Genomic DNA, 18,829 nt, shown 5'->3' on the forward strand with positions numbered 1-18,829 from the left:
TACGAGCGATGGCTTCAAATATTGATAGAGCTCTTGGGGGGGTGATGCAGGCTGATTTTGGCGTCATACAGCAGATTGATCAGTTCGACGATCATGATCGCCGTCAAACCCCAGATCTTGTATTCGCCAAAGCGATAACTGGGCACATACCAACTGCGGCCCTGATAGTCGATGCGGTGGGTATGCTCGCGCGGGTCCTGGCGGAAGAACTCCAGCGGCACACTGAACACCGCGGCAATCTCGGCGTCGTTGGCCAGGTACTCGACATAATCGGGAATCACCCCGACATAGGGTGTGACCTTGATCCCGTGCAACGAAATCAGCGGGCTCAAGGGACCAATGACTTCCACCAGCCCCGGAGGCAGGCCGATCTCCTCTTGCGCCTCGCGCAGTGCGGTGAAGATCAGGTCGGGGTCTTCCGGGTCACGCCTTCCACCGGGAAACGCCACTTCACCGCCATGGGTCGACAGCCCGCTGGCACGCAGGGTCAGCACCAGTTCCGGCTCTTCACTGCGGGTAATAGGCACCAGCACCGCCGCCTCCGGAAAACGGCGATCAGTCTCCAGCGTTCGTGGCGTATGGTTGGTTACCCGATGAAGTAGCTCGTCCAGCATGAGTCATCTCGATCTGTTGGCTACCGTGCATCATGCACCAATCCCGGCATCGGCCCAACCCCCGGCCCCTGGCATGTCGCTTAACGACAACTTGCCGACAAACTGGCCGCACGCCAAGATAGGCCCAGCCTTTTCGGAAGCCCAGCATGAAATTTTGCAGCCAGTGCGGTAAACCGGTAACCCAGCGTATTCCCGAGGGCGACTCACGCCTGCGGTTTGTCTGCGACCACTGCCAGACCATCCACTACCAGAACCCGAATATCGTCGCCGGCTGCGTGCCGACCTGGGGCACCCAGGTGCTGCTGTGTCGCCGCGCCATCGAGCCACGCCGTGGCTACTGGACCCTGCCCGCAGGCTTTATGGAAAACGGCGAGACCATCGAACAGGCCGCCATCCGCGAAACCGCCGAAGAAGCCTGCGCCCGGGTCCGCAACCTGAGCATCTACACCTTGATCGACGTCCCCCATATCAGCCAGGTGCATGTGTTTTTTCGCGCCGAGCTGGCGGACCTGGACTTTGCCGCCGGCGAAGAGAGCCTGGAAGTGCGCTTATTCGAAGAGTCGGAGATCCCTTGGTCCGAGCTGGCTTTCCGCACGGTCGGGCGTACCTTAGAATGCTTTTTCGCTGACCGGCACACCGAGGACTTCCCCGTGCGCTCCGAGTCGATTCCTCCGCTCGCTCAGCCGGCCATCACGTAGAACCTGCTCCCGATCTGACGAGCGACGCTCAGGCTGGACAAAAAATGGCTGAGATCGCTCAATTTAAGCAGCTAAATGAGCATTTCGAAGGCATTTTTAGCGCCACATGAACCAAGCGCAGCAGATCGCAAAGTGGTTCTTAAACAATAAAACGTACGCAGCACCGGTGTACGCCTAGGGATATCGTTTCAATGCGCTGGTTGCTTGCCCTTCTCTGCTTGTCACTCACTGTTGCGTCCCACGCCTCTACGGTAGAAACCCTGGACGGCAAGATCATCGAAAAAGTGCTGGTCCTCAAGTCGGCCCACCAACTGCAACTGATCAACGACGGCAAGCCGCTCAAGACCTATCGCATTTCCCTGGGCAAGCAGCCCAAGGGACCAAAACTGATGGAAGGCGATAAACGCACGCCGGAAGGCTTCTACTGGCTCGACTGGCGCAAGACCAGCGATCGCTTCAACCTGGCCATGCACATCTCCTACCCGAATATCAGCGACTCCGCCCGCTCACGCCGCGAAGGCGTTCCACCGGGCAGCATGATCATGATCCACGGCACGCCGGACAGCGAAGACTACCCCGAGCAGTTCTTCCACACCCTGGACTGGACCGACGGCTGCATCGCCATGCGCAACGTCGATATGCGAGAAGTCTGGGGCCTGGTCAAGGACGGCACCATGATTGAAATCCGCCCCTGAGCGCTGGCTCCGCCTCATGAAAAAGCCCGCTGACCGTTACCGGTTCAGCGGGCTTTTTCGCAATGGCGGGCCTAGAAGTCTTCCAGGCGCCAAACCTCATAAGCCGGCGTTTCGTAGGGATGGCTCTGTTTCAGGGCCATCACCACCGAACGGATCAGCTCATCGGCCACCACCAGCTCGACCTTCCACTCCTCGACCTGCTCGACCAGGCCGTTTTGCCCGAGAAACGGCTGGCTGCCGTCCAGCGGGCGAAACTGACCCTGGCCCAGCACCTGCCAGGCGCAGTGGTCGTAGGCACCGATTCTACCGCCACCGGCGGCGAATACAGCGCTCTTGACCACGTCCACATGGCTGGGAGGAACAAAGAAGCTGAGCTTGTACATGTCCCTTAGTTCACCCAGACCCGAGCGTTACGGAACATGCGCATCCACGCCGCATCTTCGTTCCACTCTTCCGGGCGCCAGGAGTTCTGCACCGCGCGGAACACCCGCTCCGGGTGCGGCATCATGATGGTGACGCGACCGTCACGGCTGGTGAGACCGGTGATCCCGCGCGGCGAGCCGTTCGGGTTGGCCGGGTAGTTCTCGGTGACCTTGCCGTGGTTGTCGACGAAACGCAGGGCCACGCAACCGGACAGATCGGCTTCGAGCAGAGCGTCTTCGTTGGCGAACTCGGCATGGCCTTCACCGTGGGCGATGGCGATCGGCATGCGCGAACCGGCCATGCCCTGCAGGAAGATCGAGTTCGACTTCTGCACTTCGACCATGGCCACACGGGCTTCGAACTGCTCGGAACGGTTACGCACAAAGTGCGGCCAGAACTCGCTGCCCGGAATCAGCTCGTGCAGGTTGGACATCATCTGGCAACCGTTGCACACACCCAGCGTGAAGCTGTCGGTACGTTCGAAGAAGCCCTGGAAGGCGTCCCGCGCACGGCTGTTGAACAGCGCCGACTTGGCCCAGCCCTCACCGGCACCCAGTACGTCGCCGTAGGAGAAGCCACCGCAAGCGACCATGCCCTTGAAGTCGTTCAGGTCGACACGCCCGGCAAGGATGTCGCTCATGTGCACGTCGATCGCGTTGAAGCCCGCACGGTCGAAGGCCGCAGCCATTTCCACCTGGCCGTTGACGCCCTGTTCACGCAGGACCGCCACTTGAGGACGGACGCCCTTCTTGATGTAAGGCGCGGCAACGTCCTGGTTGACGTCGAAGGCCAGCTTGACGCTCAGGCCCGGGTTGTCTTCTTCCAGCAGCACGTCGAACTCTTGCTCGGCGCAGTCGGCGTTATCCCGCAGGCGCTGGATCTGGTAGCTGGTTTCAGCCCACTGACGTTGCAGCAGACGACGCTGGCCGGAGAACACGGTGTCGCCATTGAAGGTGATGCTGACTTCGCCGTTGTTCAGTGGCTGGCCGATGACCGACACGCAGTCGCCCAGGCCGGCGGCGCTGAACTGTGCCAGTACGTCTGGGGTGGCGTCCTGGCGTACCTGGATCACGGCGCCCAGCTCTTCGTTGAACAGGATCGCGGCGATGTCGGCCGAGGTTTCAGCCACGCCGTCGAGGTTCAGGCTCAGGCCGCAGTGACCGGCAAAGGCCATTTCCACGGTGCTGGTCAGCAAACCACCGTCGGAACGGTCGTGGTAGGCCAGCAGGTGACCGTCGGCGTTGAGGCCCTGGATCACTGCGAAGAAGGCCTTCAGGTCTTCGGCGTCATCGACGTCCGGTGCCTGCTTGCCGAGCTTGCCGTGAACCTGGGCCAGGATCGAGGCGCCCATGCGGTTCTGGCCACGGCCGAGGTCGATCAGGATCAGGTCGGTGATGCCCTTGTCCATGCGCAGCACGGGGGTCAGGGTCTTGCGGATATCCGCCACTGGCGCGAAGCCGGTAACGATCAGCGACAGCGGCGAGGTCACGCTTTTGTCGACGCCCTCGTCGCTCCAGCGAGTGGCCATGGACATCGAGTCCTTGCCCACCGGAATGGTGATCCCCAGCTCCGGGCACAGCTCCATGCCGACCGCTTTCACGGTGTCGTAGAGGCGCGCATCTTCACCCGGGTGGCCGGCAGCGGACATCCAGTTGGCCGACAGTTTGATGTCGGAGATTTTCTCAATGCGCGAAGCCGCGATGTTGGTCAGGGTTTCGCCAATCGCCATGCGCCCGGACGCCGGTGCGTCGAGCAGGGCCAGCGGCGTGCGCTCACCCATGGCCATGGCTTCACCGGTGTAGACGTCGAAGCTGGTAGCAGTGACGGCCACGTCAGCCACCGGGACCTGCCACGGGCCGACCATCTGGTCGCGGGCAACCAGGCCGGTAATGGTGCGGTCGCCAATGGTGATCAGGAAGCTTTTGCTGGCCACGGCCGGGTGGTGCAGGACGCGCTCCACGCAGTCGTCGATGGACAGGCTGCTCGGGTCGAAATCATCGCCCAGCTCGGTCTCGCGGACCGCCGAACGGTGCATGCGCGGGGCTTTGCCCAGCAGCACTTCCAGAGGCATGTCCACCGGGCTGTTGCCGAAGTGGCTGTCGGTGACAGTCAACTGCGGCTCGGCGGTGGCTTCGCCCACTACGGCGAACGGGCAGCGCTCGCGCTCGCAGATCGCCTGGAAGCGCTCGAAATCTTCAGCGCCGACGGCCAGGACGTAACGCTCCTGGGATTCGTTGGACCAGATTTCGTGCGGGGCCATGCCCGGCTCGTCATTGGGAATATTGCGCAGCTCGAAACGGCCGCCACGGTCGCCATCGTTGACCAGTTCCGGGAAGGCGTTGGACAACCCACCCGCACCGACGTCATGGATGAAGCTGATCGGGTTCTTGTCACCCAACTGCCAGCAACGGTCGATGACTTCCTGGCAACGGCGTTCCATTTCCGGGTTTTCGCGCTGTACCGAGGCAAAGTCCAGGTCAGCCGAACTGGTGCCGGTGGCCATCGAGGAAGCAGCGCCGCCACCCAGGCCGATCAGCATGGCCGGGCCACCGAGCACGATCAGCTTGGAGCCGACGGTGATCTCGCCTTTCTGTACGTGTTCGGCACGGATGTTACCCATGCCGCCGGCCAGCATGATCGGCTTGTGGTAGCCACGAACCTCATCGCCACGCGGGGTGGTGATGGATTGCTCGAAGGTACGGAAGTAGCCGGTCAGGGCTGGACGGCCGAATTCGTTGTTGAACGCGGCGCCGCCCAGCGGGCCTTCGATCATGATGTCCAGCGCGGTGACGATGCGCTCGGGCTTGCCATACGGCACTTCCCACGGCTGCTCGAAACCCGGGATCTGCAGGTTGGATACGGTGAAACCGGTCAGGCCAGCCTTGGGCTTGGCGCCGCGACCGGTGGCACCCTCGTCACGGATCTCGCCACCAGAGCCGGTGGACGCGCCCGGGAACGGGGCGATCGCCGTCGGGTGGTTATGCGTCTCGACCTTCATCAGGATATGCACCGGCTCCTGGACCGCGCCGTACTGGCGGGTCTCGGGGTCCGGGAAGAAACGGCCGGCGACGTTGCCGACGATCACCGAGGCGTTGTCCTTATAAGCCGACAGAACACCTTCGCTGTGCATCACGTAGGTGTTCTTGATCATGCCGAACAGGCTCTTGTCCTGGCTCTGGCCGTCGATGTCCCAGCTGGCATTGAAGATCTTGTGCCGGCAATGCTCGGAGTTGGCCTGGGCGAACATCATCAGTTCGATGTCGTGCGGGTTGCGCTTGAGGCCCTGGAAGGCACTCATCAGGTAATCGATTTCGTCTTCGGCCAGGGCCAGGCCCAATTCGCGGTTGGCGCTTTCCAGCGCTTCGCGACCACCGCCGAGGATATCGATGGCGGTCAGCGGCTTGGGCGTGGCATGGCTGAACAGGCCGGCAGCCTGCTCCAGGTTGCCCAGGACGATCTGGGTCATGCGGTCGTGCAGGACGTCGGCGACCTGTTGCGCCTGGACATCGCTGAACTCACCGGCCACGTAGAAGGCAATACCGCGCTCCAGGCGCTGGATTTTTGCCAGGCCACAGTTGCGGGCGATATCACTGGCCTTGCTCGACCATGGCGAGATGGTGCCAAACCGCGGCAGCACCAGGAACAGGCGACCGGTCGGTTCTTGGACCGGTACGCTTGGACCGTACTTCAGAAGGCGCGCAAGCACCTGCTGTTCGTCGCCGGTCAGGTCGCCGGTGACTTCGGCGAAGTGAGCGAATTCAGCATACAAGCCACTGACAGCCGGGACAGATCGGCTCAGTTGCTCAAGGAGTTTGCTGTGGCGAAAGGCAGAAAGGGCAGGAGCGCCGCGCAGGATCAACATCTTCGGGACAGCCTCGGGAAGGGGTGTGCTTTGAGGCCGTGCATTCTAGCCTAAAGCGCCCGCCACGGCACCCGAAACGGCACGCGAGACTGCGGCCAGACGTCGGCCCAGGGACCGCCGGCTATAACAAAGAGGCATCAGGCCCATTCAGAAGGGTTATTTTAAGCGTCACATTGAGCAGCGAGCCGCCATTCACAAGGGCTCCAGCGCCGGCGGCGAATCTCTAGCAGACCAGCCCTTATCTGTCGAGATATGGCGGCCGTGGTCCTTTGCGTATACTGCGCAAATGTTTTCCCCTATGGCTTTACGTCCGCGCTGTGCCAGATGGCTCATCGCAACCGGACTCTTCCTGATGCTCGGTGCCTGTGTTGAAAAACCCAGCACCCTGGAGCGTATAAAGGAGGATGGTGTGCTGCGGGTGGTCACCCGTAACAGCCCGGCCACCTACTTTCAGGATCGCAATGGCGAAACCGGCTTCGAATACGAGCTGGTGAAACGCTTCGCCGACGATCTGGGCGTTGAGCTGAAGATCGAAACCGCCGACAACCTCGATGACCTTTTTGGCCAGCTGGGTAAACCTAACGGCCCGGTGCTGGCTGCTGCCGGTCTGGTCAGCAGCGAGAAACGCCAGCAACAAGTCAGGTTTTCCCATCCTTACCTTGAAGTCACCCCGCAGATCATCTATCGCAACGGCCAGTCCCGGCCGACCAACGCCGCCGACCTGGTGGGCAAGCACATCATGGTGCTCAAGGGCAGCACCCACGCCGAGCAACTGGCCGATCTGAAGCTGAAGTACCCCGGCATCGAATACGAAGAATCGGACGCGGTGGAAGTGGTCGACCTGTTGCGCATGGTCGACGAAGGGCAGATCGACCTGACTCTGGTCGACTCCAACGAAGTGGCGATGAACCAGGTGTACTTTCCCAACGTGCGCGTGGCCTTCGACCTCGGCGACGCCAGCAACCAGAGCTGGGCCGTGGCCGCCGGCGAAGACAACAGCCTGCTCAACGAGATCAACGCCTACCTCGACAAGGTGCAGAAGAACGGCACCCTGCAGCGCCTGAAAGATCGCTACTACGGGCACGTGGATGTTCTGGGCTACGTGGGCGCCTACACCTTTGCCCAGCACCTGCAGCAGCGTTTGCCCAAATACGAGAAGCACTTCAAGGCCTCGGCCAAGCAGGAGAAGGTCGACTGGCGCCTGCTGGCAGCGGTCGGCTACCAGGAATCCATGTGGCAGCCCGCGGTGACGTCCAAGACCGGCGTGCGCGGCCTGATGATGCTGACGCAAAACACCGCCCAGGCCATGGGCGTGTCCAACCGCCTGGACCCCAAGCAGAGCATCAGCGGCGGGGCCAAGTATCTGGCCTATATCAAGGAACAACTGGACGACAAGATCGAGGAACCGGATCGCACCTGGTTCGCCCTCGCCGCCTATAACGTCGGCACCGGCCACCTGGACGACGCGCGCAAGCTGGCGGAGAAAGAGGGGCTCAACCCCAACAAGTGGCTGGACGTGAAGAAAATGCTGCCACGGCTGTCGCAGAAACAGTGGTACAGCAAGACCCGTTACGGCTACGCCCGGGGCGGTGAGCCGGTGCACTTTGTGGCCAACATCCGGCGCTACTACGACATCCTGACCTGGGTCACGCAGCCGCAGCTGGAAGGCGACCAGGTGGCTGAAGGCAATCTGCACGTGCCCGGCGTCGACAAGACCAAGCCCCCGGCGGAAAACCCACCGCTCTAAAGCCCCACTCTCAATACATCCCGTAGCCGCTGCCGAGCCCGCGAGGCTGCGCTGGCCATCCGCAACGCATCAATCTACCTGACACCCCACAGCGCCCGGCACGGCCAGCGTCCGAACGCGGCCCGAGCCTGTCGTCAGCAGCTACAGAGTTGGGTCAGGCTTTGGCGGCGGCCAGGATCAGGGCCTTCATTTCCGCCACGGCGCCTTTGAAGCCGACGAACAAGGCATGGGCCACCAGGGCGTGACCGATGTTCAGTTCGTTGATGCCCTTGATTGCCGCCACCGCCTCGACGTTGTGGTAATGCAGGCCGTGCCCGGCATTGACGATCAGCCCTTGAGCCAAGCCGATTGCCACGCCCTCAGCCACACGCTGCAGCTCTTGCGCGACCTCGGTTGGGGTCTGCGCATCGGCGTAGCGCCCGGTGTGCAGCTCAATGGCCGGGGCGCCGACACGGCGGGAAGCTTCGATCTGCCGCTCATCCGCGTCGATGAACAACGACACTTCGGCGCCGGTTTTCGACAGGCGCTCGACCGCGGCCTTGATCCGCGCTTCCTGGCCCGCAACATCCAGGCCGCCCTCGGTGGTCAGTTCCTGGCGGGTTTCCGGGACCAGGCAGATGTGTGCCGGACGGATGCGTTCGGCGAACGCCATCATTTCCTCGGTAACGCCCATCTCGAAATTCATGCGGGTCTGCAGCACGTCCTTGAGCAGCACGACGTCGCGCTCCTGGATGTGCCGCCGGTCTTCGCGCAGGTGCACGGTGATGCCGTCAGCGCCCGCCTCTTCTGCATCCAGCGCGGCCTTGACCGGATCGGGATAACGGGTGCCCCGCGCCTGACGCAAGGTGGCGACGTGGTCGATGTTCACGCCAAGAAGAATGCGATTGCTGGTGGTCACGGAAGCGCTCCTGAATAAATGAAGATTCGGCGCACAGCATACGGGGTGATCAGGGCTTGCGAAACAACTCGCGACTGACCAATGGCCGACCGCCCAGGTGCACCGCCAGGGCCTGGCGCATCAAGCGCTTGGCGGCCGACAGCGCACCGGGGGCACTCCAGTCGGCCTCAGCCATGGCCAGCAGCTCGGTGCCGTTGAACAACCCCGGCTGCAACAGGTAAACCTGCTCCAGCCCGGCATCCACTTGCAGGCGGTACAGGCCCTTGGCGTCTATCGGCTGGCCATGGATATCGCTATCCAGGGCAAAGCCGTAGCCCAGGTCATCCAGCAGCCGCCATTCGAACGCCCGCAACAAGGGCTCCAGGGGACGCCCCTCGGCCAGGGCCAGCAAGGTCGCGGCATAGTGATCGAAGACCGCCGGATGAGGATCCTCGGCAGGTAACAGACGAATCAGCAGTTCATTGAGGTAGAGCCCGCTGAACAGAGCCTCGCCATTGAGCCAGGTGGAGACGCCGGCACTTTCCATGCGCCCGACGTTCTTCAGCTCGCCGCGCCCGCGAAACTCGACTTCCAGTGGCACGAATGGCCGGGCCAGGGTTCCGGCCTTGCCGCGCGCACTGCGCAGTACCGCACGCAGGCGGCCTTGGGGCGTGAGGAAGTCGACCAGGGCACTGGTTTCGCGGTAGGCGCGACTGTGCAGGACATAAGCGGGCTGGCCGACGGGGGGGTGGGTAGACATCAGTGTCCGGTTCTCAGGTGAGAGAGGGTGAGGGAGCGCACTCCCCCACTCCAAGAGCCGGCGCTATTACAGGTCGCCGTAGCCCAGGGAACGCAGGGCGCGCTCGTCGTCGGACCAGCCGCCTTTGACCTTGACCCACAGGTTGAGCATGATTTTGGAGTCGAACAGCACTTCCATATCCTTGCGCGCCTCGGTGCCGATGCGCTTGATGCGCTCGCCCTTGTCACCAATGATGATTTTCTTCTGGCCATCGCGTTCGACGAGAATCAGCGCATGAATATGCAGGGTTTTGCCCTGCTGCTTGAATTCTTCGATTTCCACGGTGATCTGGTACGGCAGCTCGGCCCCCATCTGGCGCATGATCTTCTCGCGCACCAGCTCGGCGGCGAGAAAGCGGCTGCTGCGGTCAGTGATCTGGTCTTCAGGGAAGAAGTGATCGTTTTCCGGCAGGTGCTCGGCGATCACTCGCTCCAGCGCTTCGAGGTTGTGCCCGTGCTGGGCCGAGATCGGCATGATCTGCGCGTTCGGCAACTGCTCCTGCAACCAGGACAGGTGCGGCATCAGCTCGGCCTTGTCTTCGATGCGATCGGTCTTGTTCAGCGCGACGATCAGCGGGCCGGTCACGTACTGCACACGCTCGAGGACCATCTGGTCTTCGTCGGTCCACTTGGTGCGATCAACCACGAAGATCACCACGTCGACGTCTTTCAACGCCGCCGAAGCGGTCTTGTTCATGTAGCGGTTGAGGGCCTTTTCGCCACCTTTGTGCATGCCTGGGGTGTCGACGTAGATCGCCTGGACAGCGCCCTCGGTCTTGATCCCGAGCATGTTGTGACGGGTGGTCTGCGGCTTGCGCGAGGTGATGGCCAGCTTCTGTCCGAGGATGTGGTTGAGCAGCGTCGATTTGCCCACGTTCGGGCGGCCGACGATGGCGACATAGCCACAGCGTGTTGCAGTTGAATCAGTCATGGCCATTCTCCACGCCCAGGGCAATCAGTGCTGCAGCGGCCGCTACCTGTTCGGCAATACGACGGCTGACACCCTGACCTCGGCTTTTTTCATTCAGTAAGGTGATTTCACATTCGACGAAGAACGTCCGGCAATGGGGCTCACCCTGGATATCCACCACTTCGTAACGCGGCAGGTCGCAGGCACGCGATTGCAGGAATTCCTGCAGGCGGGTCTTGGGATCTTTATTGGTGTCGACCAGCGTCAGGCTGTCGAACTCGGAGGTCAGCCAGGCCAGCACGCGGTCGCGCGCTGCGTCCATGCCGGCATCTAGGTAGATCGCACCGATCAAGGCTTCCAGGGCATCGGCAAGGATCGACTCACGACGAAAACCGCCGCTCTTCAACTCACCGGACCCCAGGCGCAGGTACTCGCCCAGGTCGAAACCACGGGCCAGTACGGCCAGTGTTTCACCTTTTACCAGGCGCGCGCGCAAACGCGACAACTGGCCTTCGCGAGCCTGGGGGAAACGCTCGAACAGCGCCTCGCCGGCCACGAAGTTGAGAATGGCATCACCGAGGAATTCCAGGCGCTCATTGTTGCGCCCGGCAAAGCTGCGGTGAGTGAGGGCCAGGATCATCAGTTCCTGGTCCTTGAAGGTGTAGCCGAGCTGACGCTCGAGACGGCTCAAAGAAACGCTCACGGTTTACCCACGCTGAGTTCGTGGTCGAATTTCACCACCATAGGGAGGCATACAGTGCCTGTGGCAATTAACGCAGTGTTCAAATGCACATCCTGAATATCGTTGACTGCATGCTTCTGGAGCCTGGGCGATCCCGGTCGTTCGCCGTTATCCCCGCTCCAGAAAAGCATTCGGCGCTGTGTTCAACAGCGCCGTGGGTGTGATTACTTGATCAGGCCAACCCGCGAGAAATTCGGCAGGTGGCTGAGTTTCGGTTCGGGCCAGCTCATCCAGACTGCAAAGGCCTTGCCGACGATATTCTTGTCGGGAACCATGCCCAGCAAGTCTTTGGGAATGCTCGGATCATCCCAGTAACGGCTGTCGTTGGAGTTGTCGCGGTTGTCGCCCATCATGAAGTAATGACCGGCGGGGACCACCCACTGACCATCGGTCGGGGCGTGGTAGCGACTCATCTCTTTGCGAATCAGGTGCTCGACTTCGCCGAGTTTTTCCTTGTACAGCTCCGCACTGCCCAGGCTACCGGGCTGCGAGCCCACCAACAGTTCAGCGACCGGCTGACCATTGATGAACAGCTTCTTGTCGCTGGTGTAGCGCACTTCATCACCCGGCAGGCCGACTACACGCTTGATGTAGTTGACGTTGGGGTCGCTCGGGTAGCGAAACACCATCACATCGCCGCGTTTCGGATCACCGACTTCGATGACTTTCTTGTCGATCACCGGCAGGCGGATCCCGTAAGAAAACTTGTTCACCAGGATGAAGTCGCCTACATCCAGGGTTGGCATCATCGAGCCCGAAGGGATCTGGAACGGTTCCACCAGAAACGAACGCAGCACCAATACGATGAACAGCACCGGAAAGAACGACTTGCCGTATTCAACCAGCAAAGGCTCTTTGTTCAGCTTCTCGACCACCACCCCATCCGGCTCGCTGACGCTGCCCTGATAGTTGGCGATGGCCGCACGCCGACGTGGCGCCAGAAAGATCAGATCGAGCAACGCCAGGAAACCGCAAACGGCGACGGCGATGACCAGCAACAGCGGGAAATTTAGTGACATAGGACCTAACTATCCAACCTGAGCACTGCAAGGAAGGCTTCTTGTGGAATTTCCACGTTACCGACTTGCTTCATGCGTTTTTTACCGGCCTTCTGCTTTTCCAACAGCTTGCGCTTACGGCTAACGTCACCACCGTAGCATTTGGCCAATACGTTCTTTCTGAGTGCCTTGACGGAGGTCCGCGCAATGATCTGCCCGCCGATGGCGGCCTGGATCGCGACGTCGAACATCTGGCGCGGAATCAGTTCTTTCATCTTCTCGGTCAACTGGCGACCTTTGTAGTGCGCGTTATCCTTGTGCACGATCAGCGCAAGAGCGTCGACCTTGTCACCGTTGATCAGCACATCCAGTTTCACCAGATTAGCCGACTGATAACGATCGAAATGGTAATCCAGCGAAGCATAACCACGGCTGGTGGATTTGAGACGATCGAAGAAGTCCAGGACCACTTCGTTCATCGGCAAATCGTAGGTCACCTGGACCTGGGAGCCGAGGAACAGCATGTCGTGCTGCACGCCACGCTTTTCGATACACAGGGTAATGACGTTGCCCAGGTGCTCTTGCGGCACAAGAATATTGGCGCGAACGATTGGCTCGCGCATGTCTTCAATGGACGACAAGTCTGGGAGCTTGGACGGGTTGTCGACGTAAATCGTTTCACCGGTTTTCAGCAACAGCTCGAAAATAACGGTCGGCGCGGTGGTGATCAGGTCCAGGTCGTACTCGCGTTCGAGGCGCTCCTGGATGATTTCCATGTGCAGCATGCCGAGGAACCCGCAACGGAAGCCGAAGCCCAGGGCGTCGGAGCTTTCCGGGGTGTACTGCAGCGACGAGTCGTTCAGGGTGAGCTTCTGCAGGGCCTCACGGAAGTCTTCGAAGTCGTCGGAGCTGACCGGGAACAAACCGGCGTAGACCTGCGGCTGAATCCGCTTGAAGCCTGGCAGCACATCGACATCGGGCGTCGAACTCAGGGTCAGGGTATCGCCCACTGGCGCACCGTGAATGTCCTTGATACCGGCGATGATGAAGCCCACTTCACCGGCCTTGAGGTCGGTGGTGGCGGTGTGTTTCGGGTTGAATACACCGACGCTATCCACCAAGTGGATCTTGCCGGTGGATTTGACCAGGATCTTGTCGCCCTTCTTCACTCGGCCATGGCGCACGCGCACCAGGGACACAACGCCCAGGTAGTTGTCGAACCAGGAGTCGATGATCAACGCTTGCAGCGGATCTTCGTAGTTGCCGGTTGGCGCAGGAATGGTCTTGACCAGACGCTCGAGCACTTCATCGACGCCCAGGCCGGTCTTGGCACTGCACTCGACCGCGTCGGTGGCATCGATGCCGATGATTTTCTCGATTTCTTCCTTGACCCGATCCGGATCGGCCTGGGGCAGGTCGATCTTGTTCAGGACGGGCATGACTTCCAGGCCCTGCTCGATCGCCGTGTAGCAGTTGGCAACCGACTGCGCTTCAACGCCTTGGCCGGCATCCACCACCAGCAATGCACCTTCACAGGCCGCCAGCGACCGGCTGACTTCATAGGTGAAGTCGACGTGGCCCGGGGTATCAATGAAGTTCAGCTGGTACTTGATGCCATCGCGGGCGGTGTAATACAGGGTGACACTGTGGGCCTTGATGGTGATACCGCGCTCACGCTCAAGGTCCATGGAGTCCAGGACCTGGGCTTCCATTTCGCGTTCGGCCAGGCCGCCGCACATCTGGATGAAGCGATCAGCCAGAGTCGACTTGCCATGGTCAATGTGGGCGATGATGGAGAAATTGCGGATATGACTCAAATCACTCACAGGTCAACACTCAAAAAGGCTGCAGGCATAGCCCGCCGAAAAATAGCCGGGAATTGTACCTGAAACACCGCGCTAGCGTCACGTTCGCCTGTCAGCCACCGGCAAATGCGCAAACGCCCCGATCTTGCGACCAGGGCGTTTGTCATCCTGCAGCGCCTGTCGGCGGCATCATCAGCCGGCGCGACGCAACAACCAGAAGCCGGCCAGGGTGCAAATAGCGGCGGGCACCAGCACCGCGAACAGCGGCGAGAAGCCGAACACCAGGCTCGACGGCCCCAGCAAGTCCTGGGCGATGCGGAAGGTAAAGCCCACCAGCACCCCGGTGAACACCCGCTGCCCCAGGGTTACCGAGCGCAAAGGCCCGAAAATGAAGGAAATCGCCATCAGCACCAGGGCGGCGGTGACCAGCGGTTGCAGCACCTTGACCCAGAAGGCCAGCCAGTACCGGCCGTTGTTCAGGCCCTGGTCCGCCAGATAGTGGATATAACCCCACAGGCCGGTGATCGACAATGATTCCGGGGCCATGACCACGGTGCTCAGCAATTGCGGGCTCAACGCTACGTCCCAACGCTCATCCGGGGTGCTGATGACCTCGGTGTGGCCTTCACGGAAGTAGGTGGTGGTGACATCCGTCAGCTGCCAGTAATCCTTGTCGAACTTGGCATGCTTGGCGAAGCTCGAGGACAGCAGGTGGCGTTCCTTGTCGAAGTGGTAACGGGTCACGCCGTACAGCAAACCATTGGGCTGGACCGCGTTGATGTGGATGAATTCATCACCCTGGCGGTGCCACAGGCCGTGCTTGGAGCTTTGCGCATCGCCCGAACCCTGGGCCAGGGCGCGGTTGGCCTGGGCCTGGCTTTCGGTGGCGGGCGCCACGTACTCACCCACCAGCACGCCGACCAGCATCAGCACCAGCATCGGCTTCATCACCGCCCAGACGATACGCCCGACCGAAACACCGGCCGCACGCATGATGGTCAGTTCGCTGTTGCTGGCCAGGCTGCCCAGACCGATCAGGCAGCCGATCAGCGCCGCCATCGGCAGCATCTCGTACACCCGACGCGGCGCGGTCAGCAACACGAAGCCCAGCACGTCCATCACGGTATAGCTGTCGCTGACACTGCCCATCTCATCGATAAAGGCGAACAACGAAGCCAGGCCGAGAATAATCCCCAGCACCGCCAGGATGGCCATGAATACACTGCTACCAATGTAGCGATCGAGCTTAACCACGGGCCATCTCCTGCACGCTGCGGCGACTCGCCAGTTTCAAGCGCAAAGGCTCCCAATACAGCAGGGCCAGGCCGACCAGCAGGAACAACACATGCACCCCCCATAGGCCCAGCACTGGCGACAGCTTGCCCTTCTCCAGGGAACCACGGGCGGCAATCAGGATAGTCAGGTAAGCCATATAAAGAAGAATCGCCGGAATCAGCTTGAGGAAACGCCCCTGCCGCGGGTTGACCCGCGCCAACGGCACGGCCATCAGGGTCACGATAAACACCAGCAACGGCAGCGACAGGCGCCATTGCAACTCGGCCACGGCCCGCAGGTCGGTCTTGCCGAACAGGTCGCGGGTCGGCATGGCGTCGCGGTCGGTGACTTCGTCACTGACGTCCGGCTTGGCCAGCAATACGCCGTAGGTGTCGTACTTGATCACCCGGTAATTGGCCTCGCCCGGGTTGCCGTCATAGCGATAGCCGTTTTCCAGAATCAGGTAGCGGTTGCCGTCCGGACGGATGTCCTGGTGGCCTTTTTCGGCGACCAGCACCGAAATCCCCTGGTCCTTCTTGTCCTTGTTCAGGCGTTTTTCCGAAATGAACACGCCGCCCAGATTGGCCCGGTCCTCGGACAACTGCTCGGTGTAGGTCACACGAGTACCGTCGTTGAGCGCCTGGAAGCGACCCGGCACCAAGGTGTCGAACTCGGTCATGGCGTCCTGCTTGTTGAGCAGCAGCTGGAACTGGTTCGCTCCCTGCGGCGCCAGGCCCAGGCTCAACCAGCCGACCAGCACGGCGATCAGCGTGGCCGGAATCATGGTCATGCCCAGCAGGCGCTGCTGGCTCATGCCCGTGGCCGAGAGCACGGTCATTTCACTTTCGAGGTACAACCGGCCATAGGCCAGGAGAATGCCGAGGAACAGGCCCAGCGGCAGAATCAGTTGCAGGAACCCGGGCAGACGAAAGCCCATGATCAGGAACAGCGAACCCGGATCCAGCGCTCCCGAGGCAGCTTGGGCCAGGTATTTGACGAAGCGCCCGCTCATGATGATGACCAGCAGCACCGCGCTCACGGCGCTCAGGGTCAGCAGGACTTCGCGAGATAGATAACGAAAGACGATCAAACCAGACACTCCAGGGCTGTCAGGCTAAGGCGGCCAAACAAGCAAACGTATCGAGCCGGCCCGCCAAGGCAGGCCGCCGAAAAAAGATGGCGCATTATCCTGTGAATGCGTGCGCCTGTCACTGCACATGCTCATGCAGGCCTCTAAAGCGGCGAAGTTCGCACGCTGGAGGGTTGTCAGGCTCGGGCGGCGAGGTTCAAACTGGCGGCTTTGTCGTCGCTGGCTGACGATACTTTCTTCTATATATAGATACGCCCCGCGCAGGGCATCGACCTTGCGCTCTTTGACCATTACCTCAGGGATCCGGACATGGAACTGGTTGTAAAAAGCGTTAGCCCAGAAACCTTGAAGACCGCCACTCTGGTGGTCGCCATCGGCGAAGGCCGCAAGCTCGGCACGGTCGCCAGCCAACTCGACGAACTCAGCGGCGGCGCCATCAGCGCCGTCCTCAAGCGCGGCGACCTGACCGGCAAGGTCGGCCAAAGCCTGCTGCTGCACAACGTGGCCAACCTCAAGGCCGAACGCCTGCTGCTGGTCGGCATCGGCAAGGACGCTGAACTCGGCGACCGCCCGTTCCGTAAAATCGCCAGCGGCGTACTCAATACCCTCAAGGGCCTGGGCGGCAGCGATGCCGTGCTGGCACTGGACGAAGTGGTGGTCAAGGGCCGCGACAGCTACGGCAAGTCCCGGCTGCTGGCCGAAACCCTGGTCGATGGTGGCTATGTCTTCGACCAGTTCAAGAGCCAGAAGGCCGAACCCCGCGCCCTGAAGAAAATCACCCTGCTGACCATCAAGGCCGCCCAGGCTGAAGTCCAGCGCGCAGTCACCCACGCCACGGCCATCGCCAATGGCATGGCTTTCACCCGCGACCTGGGCAACCTGCCGCCGAACATCTGCCACCCGACCTTCCTCGGCGAACAGGCCAAGGCCCTGGGTAAGGAGTTCAAGGGCCTGAAAGTCGAAGTGTTCGACGAGAAGAAGATCAAGGAACTGGGCATGGGCTCGTTCTATGCCGTGGGTCAGGGCAGCGACCAGCCTCCACGCCTGATCGTCATGCAATACAACGGCGGCAAGAAATCCGAGAAGCCGTTTGCCCTGGTCGGCAAAGGCATCACCTTCGACACAGGCGGCATCAGCCTCAAGCCGGGCGCGGGCATGGATGAAATGAAGTACGACATGGGCGGCGCAGCCAGCGTCTTCGGCACCCTGCGCGCGGTCCTCGAGCTCAAGCTGCCGATCAATCTGGTGTGCATCCTGGCCTGCGCCGAGAACATGCCAAGCGGCGGCGCGGCGCGTCCGGGCGACATCGTCACCACCCTGAGCGGCCAGACCGTGGAGATCCTCAACACCGACGCCGAAGGCCGCCTGGTGCTGTGCGACGCCCTGACCTACGCCGAACGCTTCAAGCCGCAATCGGTGATCGATATCGCCACCCTGACCGGTGCCTGCATCGTAGCCCTGGGTTCCCACACCTCAGGCCTGCTGGGCAACAACGACGAGCTGATTGGCCAACTGTTGAGCGCCGGCCAACAAGCTGACGACCGTGCCTGGCAACTGCCGCTGTTCGACGAGTACCAGGAACAACTGGACAGCCCGTTCGCCGACATCGCCAACATTGGTGGGCCGAAAGCCGGCACCATCACGGCGGCCTGCTTCCTGTCGCGCTTCACCAAGAACCTGAACTGGGCGCACCTGGACATCGCCGGCACCGCCTGGACCAGCGGCGGCAAGGACAAGGGCGCCACTGGCCGTCCGGTTCCCCTGCTGACCCAGTACCTGCTGGATCGCGCCAAAGCCTGAAACCCATGACCTCGGTCGGCGCCGCTTGCGGGCGGCGCCAGCCCAGGCTCAGGAATCGCAATGACCAAAGTCGACTTTTATATCCTTCCCAGCGCGGATCCTTCAGCGCGCCTGGATTTTGCCTGCAAGCTCACGGAAAAAGCCTGGCGCATGGGCCACCGCATCTACCTGCATTGCAGCGATGCCGCCCAGCGCGAAGACCTGGATGCCCGCCTGTGGCGCTTCAAAGGTGAGACCTTCGTGCCCCACGGCCCCGCCGAAAACGAGCCAGAGGGCTTGATTGTCCTTGGCCTGGGCGATGACTGCGGCGCCCACCAGGATCTGCTGGTGAACCTGGACCTGAAAGTCCCGGGCTTTGCCAAGGCGTTTGCCCGGATCGCCGAAGTCGTGGTCGAAGACCCGACGATTCGTCAGGCCGCCCGCGAGAGTTTCCGTTTCTATCGCGAACAGGGCTATCCTCTGCAAGATCACCGTTTACAGCGACTCTGAGCACCC

At 61.5% G+C, this 18,829-nt stretch carries 16 protein-coding genes; 5 read left to right on the forward strand and 11 right to left on the reverse strand.

Features of this window, described 5'->3' with window-relative positions; genetic code table 11:
* Positions 1-14: 14 nt before the first annotated feature.
* A complete protein-coding gene (locus ACOZJV_RS15485) occupies positions 15-614 on the reverse strand; it encodes a CoA pyrophosphatase (RefSeq protein ID WP_020298968.1) in 600 nt (199 codons plus the stop codon).
* A gap of 146 nt (positions 615-760) precedes the next feature.
* Between ACOZJV_RS15485 and ACOZJV_RS15490 the strand changes: the two genes are divergently transcribed.
* Both ACOZJV_RS15490 and ACOZJV_RS15495 read left to right on the forward strand, forming a co-directional pair.
* Entirely contained in the window at positions 761-1,312 is a 552-nt protein-coding gene (locus ACOZJV_RS15490) for an NUDIX hydrolase (RefSeq protein ID WP_078469957.1), read from the forward strand.
* A 191-nt stretch (positions 1,313-1,503) separates the two neighbouring features.
* On the forward strand, positions 1,504-2,007 hold the full coding sequence (locus ACOZJV_RS15495) for a L,D-transpeptidase family protein (RefSeq protein ID WP_078469956.1): 504 nt from the start codon (positions 1,504-1,506) through the stop codon (positions 2,005-2,007).
* Positions 2,008-2,078: 71 nt separating this feature from the next.
* Here the strand turns inward: ACOZJV_RS15495 and ACOZJV_RS15500 are convergent, their stop codons facing one another.
* Together ACOZJV_RS15500 and purL are read right to left on the reverse strand one after the other, a co-directional pair.
* Positions 2,079-2,390 (reverse strand): YqfO family protein, encoded by a 312-nt coding sequence (locus tag ACOZJV_RS15500; RefSeq protein ID WP_078469955.1) that lies wholly within the window; start codon positions 2,388-2,390, stop codon positions 2,079-2,081.
* Between the two features lie 5 nt (positions 2,391-2,395).
* Positions 2,396-6,292, reverse strand: a complete 3,897-nt coding sequence (purL, locus tag ACOZJV_RS15505) for a phosphoribosylformylglycinamidine synthase (protein ID WP_421547992.1) — start codon at positions 6,290-6,292, stop codon at positions 2,396-2,398.
* 286 nt (positions 6,293-6,578) lie between these two features.
* Here purL and mltF point away from each other — a divergent pair, with 286 nt between their 5' ends.
* Positions 6,579-8,039: a membrane-bound lytic murein transglycosylase MltF gene (mltF, locus tag ACOZJV_RS15510; RefSeq protein WP_078469953.1), complete on the forward strand. Its 1,461-nt coding sequence runs from the start codon at positions 6,579-6,581 to the stop codon at positions 8,037-8,039.
* A gap of 154 nt (positions 8,040-8,193) precedes the next feature.
* Here mltF and pdxJ read toward each other — a convergent pair whose 3' ends face one another.
* The 8 genes from pdxJ to lptF all read right to left on the reverse strand — a co-directional run bounded on the left by pdxJ (position 8,194) and on the right by lptF (position 16,534).
* A complete protein-coding gene (gene pdxJ / locus ACOZJV_RS15515) occupies positions 8,194-8,937 on the reverse strand; it encodes a pyridoxine 5'-phosphate synthase (protein WP_020298962.1) in 744 nt (247 codons plus the stop codon).
* 49 nt (positions 8,938-8,986) lie between these two features.
* Positions 8,987-9,676 carry a DNA repair protein RecO gene (gene recO / locus ACOZJV_RS15520; protein ID WP_078469952.1) on the reverse strand — a complete coding sequence of 230 codons (690 nt, stop codon included), beginning with the start codon at positions 9,674-9,676 and terminating at the stop codon, positions 8,987-8,989.
* A 66-nt stretch (positions 9,677-9,742) separates the two neighbouring features.
* Complete coding sequence (era, locus tag ACOZJV_RS15525; RefSeq protein WP_020298960.1) at positions 9,743-10,645, reverse strand: GTPase Era; 903 nt, start codon at positions 10,643-10,645, stop codon at positions 9,743-9,745.
* A complete protein-coding gene (gene rnc / locus ACOZJV_RS15530; protein ID WP_020298959.1) occupies positions 10,638-11,327 on the reverse strand; it encodes a ribonuclease III in 690 nt (229 codons plus the stop codon). Before rnc ends, era begins: the two co-directional genes overlap by 8 nt.
* Positions 11,328-11,530: 203 nt before the next feature.
* Positions 11,531-12,385: a signal peptidase I gene (gene lepB / locus ACOZJV_RS15535; protein ID WP_020298958.1), complete on the reverse strand. Its 855-nt coding sequence runs from the start codon at positions 12,383-12,385 to the stop codon at positions 11,531-11,533.
* Between the two features lie 5 nt (positions 12,386-12,390).
* Positions 12,391-14,190 (reverse strand): translation elongation factor 4, encoded by a 1,800-nt coding sequence (gene lepA / locus ACOZJV_RS15540; protein ID WP_020298957.1) that lies wholly within the window; start codon positions 14,188-14,190, stop codon positions 12,391-12,393.
* A 171-nt stretch (positions 14,191-14,361) separates the two neighbouring features.
* Positions 14,362-15,423, reverse strand: coding sequence for an LPS export ABC transporter permease LptG (lptG, locus tag ACOZJV_RS15545; protein WP_078469951.1), 1,062 nt, complete (start codon positions 15,421-15,423; stop codon positions 14,362-14,364).
* Positions 15,416-16,534 carry an LPS export ABC transporter permease LptF gene (gene lptF / locus ACOZJV_RS15550; RefSeq protein ID WP_078469950.1) on the reverse strand — a complete coding sequence of 373 codons (1,119 nt, stop codon included), beginning with the start codon at positions 16,532-16,534 and terminating at the stop codon, positions 15,416-15,418. Before lptF ends, lptG begins: the two co-directional genes overlap by 8 nt.
* Positions 16,535-16,843: 309 nt before the next feature.
* On the opposite strand from lptF, the gene ACOZJV_RS15555 reads away from it, so the two are divergent.
* Together ACOZJV_RS15555 and ACOZJV_RS15560 are read left to right on the forward strand one after the other, a co-directional pair.
* Positions 16,844-18,334 carry a leucyl aminopeptidase gene (locus ACOZJV_RS15555; protein ID WP_078469949.1) on the forward strand — a complete coding sequence of 497 codons (1,491 nt, stop codon included), beginning with the start codon at positions 16,844-16,846 and terminating at the stop codon, positions 18,332-18,334.
* 60 nt (positions 18,335-18,394) lie between these two features.
* Complete coding sequence (locus tag ACOZJV_RS15560) at positions 18,395-18,823, forward strand: DNA polymerase III subunit chi (protein WP_078469948.1); 429 nt, start codon at positions 18,395-18,397, stop codon at positions 18,821-18,823.
* Positions 18,824-18,829 lie beyond the last annotated feature (6 nt).

This window comes from Pseudomonas sp. QD4 (genome assembly GCF_049199125.1).
Classification (GTDB): Bacteria; Pseudomonadota; Gammaproteobacteria; order Pseudomonadales; family Pseudomonadaceae; genus Aquipseudomonas.

Excerpts from the sequence above, each read along its gene's own strand:
- era (WP_020298960.1), bottom strand. The coding sequence starts at position 10,645 with ATGACTGATTCAACTGCAACACGCTGTGGCTATGTCGCCATCGTCGGC.
- purL (WP_421547992.1), bottom strand. The coding sequence starts at position 6,292 with ATGTTGATCCTGCGCGGCGCTCCTGCCCTTTCTGCCTTTCGCCACAGC.
- mltF (WP_078469953.1), top strand. The coding sequence starts at position 6,579 with ATGTTTTCCCCTATGGCTTTACGTCCGCGCTGTGCCAGATGGCTCATC.
- ACOZJV_RS15560 (WP_078469948.1), top strand. The coding sequence starts at position 18,395 with ATGACCAAAGTCGACTTTTATATCCTTCCCAGCGCGGATCCTTCAGCG.
- lepB (WP_020298958.1), bottom strand. The coding sequence starts at position 12,385 with ATGTCACTAAATTTCCCGCTGTTGCTGGTCATCGCCGTCGCCGTTTGC.
- ACOZJV_RS15555 (WP_078469949.1), top strand. The coding sequence starts at position 16,844 with ATGGAACTGGTTGTAAAAAGCGTTAGCCCAGAAACCTTGAAGACCGCC.
- ACOZJV_RS15495 (WP_078469956.1), top strand. The coding sequence starts at position 1,504 with ATGCGCTGGTTGCTTGCCCTTCTCTGCTTGTCACTCACTGTTGCGTCC.
- recO (WP_078469952.1), bottom strand. The coding sequence starts at position 9,676 with ATGTCTACCCACCCCCCCGTCGGCCAGCCCGCTTATGTCCTGCACAGT.
- ACOZJV_RS15500 (WP_078469955.1), bottom strand. The coding sequence starts at position 2,390 with ATGTACAAGCTCAGCTTCTTTGTTCCTCCCAGCCATGTGGACGTGGTC.
- ACOZJV_RS15490 (WP_078469957.1), top strand. The coding sequence starts at position 761 with ATGAAATTTTGCAGCCAGTGCGGTAAACCGGTAACCCAGCGTATTCCC.
- ACOZJV_RS15485 (WP_020298968.1), bottom strand. The coding sequence starts at position 614 with ATGCTGGACGAGCTACTTCATCGGGTAACCAACCATACGCCACGAACG.